Here is a 1,729-nt window from a genome sequence, read left to right on the forward strand (position 1 = left end):
CGAACAGGAAGCGATCACGCCAGCGCATGAACGGCTGGGAGTTGACGTTCTCGTCGTCCTTGGTGAAGTCCAGACCACCGCGCAGGCCTTCGTAGCAGGCGCGGCCGTAGTTCTTGGCGGACAGGCCCAGCTTGGGCTTGATGGTGCAGCCGAGCAGCGGACGGCCGTACTTGTCCAGCTTGTCGCGTTCCACCTGGATGCCGTGGGGCGGTCCGGGGTTGGTGGTGACGAACCACAGCGGGAAGCGGATGTCTTCCAGGCGCAGGGCGCGCACGGCCTTGAAGCCGAACACGTTGCCGACGATGGAGGTCATCACGTTGACCACCGAGCCTTCCTCGAACAGGCCCATCGGGTAGGCGATGAAGGCGTAGTAGCACTCGTCGTCACCGGGCACGTCCTCGATGGCATAGGCGCGGCCCTTGTAGTAGTCGAGATCGGTCAGCAGGTCGGTCCAGACCGTGGTCCAGGTGCCGGTCGAGGATTCCGCTGCAACGGCGGCGGCCGCTTCTTCCCGGGGTACGCCCGGCTGGGGCGTGATCTTGAATACGGCCAGCAGGTCGCTGTCCTTCGGCTGGTAATCGGGTTCCCAGTAGGTTTCGCGGTACTCTTTAACGCCCGCTTGATAGGTCTTTTCTGCCATTGAAGCATCCTCGCAGTTGGGTTGTAATCCGTGGGAACGCGGCCCGTGGCCGCGTTCCCGCTCCAATCCGCCGACCTGCGGCGGAGGGTGCGAAAAACTATAGTGCTCCACTTGGTAAAATAAAAATTAATAGTTGTTATGATTTGGATTTACAAAAGTAAATGAAGGAGCGCCCGTGCATCTGACCCTGCAACAACTCCGCCTCTTTCAGTCGGTGGTTCGCAATGGCAGCTTCACCCGCGCCGCCGAGGAGATGCACCTGACCCAGCCGGCGGTGTCGATCCAGATCAGGCGGCTGGAGGATCAGGCCGGCACACCCCTGCTGGAACAGGTCGGCAAGAAGATCTTCCCCACCGCCGCCGGCAAGACGGTGTTCGCCGCCGCCGGTGATGTGCTGGCGCGCCTGGCCGAGCTGGACAACGAGATCGAGATCCTCAAGGGCGAGGTGCGGGGACCACTGCAGATCGCCGTGGTCACCACCGGCAAGTACTTCATGCCGCATCTGCTGGGTCAGTTCCTGCAACAGCATCCGGGGGTCGAGCCCCACCTGAAGTTCACCAACCGCGAACGGGTGATGGAACGGCTGTTGGCCAACGAGGACGACTTCGTGGTCATGGGCCAGGTCCCCGACGACGATCGGTTGGTGAGCTATCCGTTTCTCGAGAACATCCTGGGTTTCGTCGCCCCGCCCGATCACCCCCTGGCCGAACGCAAGTGCCTGAGACTCGAGGAAGTGATACAGGAGCGCTTCATCGCCCGCGAGCCCGGCTCCGGCACGCGCCAGGTCATCGAACGCCTGCTGGCCGAGCAGGGACTGTCTGCCGAGCCCTACATGGAGCTGGGCAGCGCCGAGGCCATCAAGCAGGCGGTTCTGGCGGGCATCGGGGTCGCCGTGCTGTCGCTGCACAGCGTGCGCCTGGAGCAGGCGGCCGGCAAGCTGGTGGTGCTGGGCGTGGAGGGTTTTCCCATCAAGCGGCGCTGGTATGCCGTGCACCAGAAGGGCAAGCGCCTGTCACTGGTGGCACAGACCTTTCTCGATTTCATTCTGACCGAGAGCCATCAGGTGCTGGACGAGGAGGACGGCCATGG

General features: G+C 63.1%; 2 protein-coding genes. One reads left to right on the forward strand and one right to left on the reverse strand.

The window, feature by feature from the left end:
- A partial coding sequence (locus MVF76_RS01235; protein ID WP_297526863.1) for a RuBisCO large subunit C-terminal-like domain-containing protein occupies positions 1-640 on the reverse strand: 640 nt, incomplete at its 3' end.
- 175 nt (positions 641-815) lie between these two features.
- Here MVF76_RS01235 and MVF76_RS01240 point away from each other — a divergent pair.
- Positions 816-1,729 (forward strand): LysR family transcriptional regulator (locus MVF76_RS01240; RefSeq protein WP_297526865.1); only part of this gene is annotated, 914 nt, incomplete at its 3' end.

The organism is Thiohalobacter sp., assembly GCF_027000115.1.
Lineage (GTDB): Bacteria > Pseudomonadota > Gammaproteobacteria > Thiohalobacterales > Thiohalobacteraceae > JALTON01.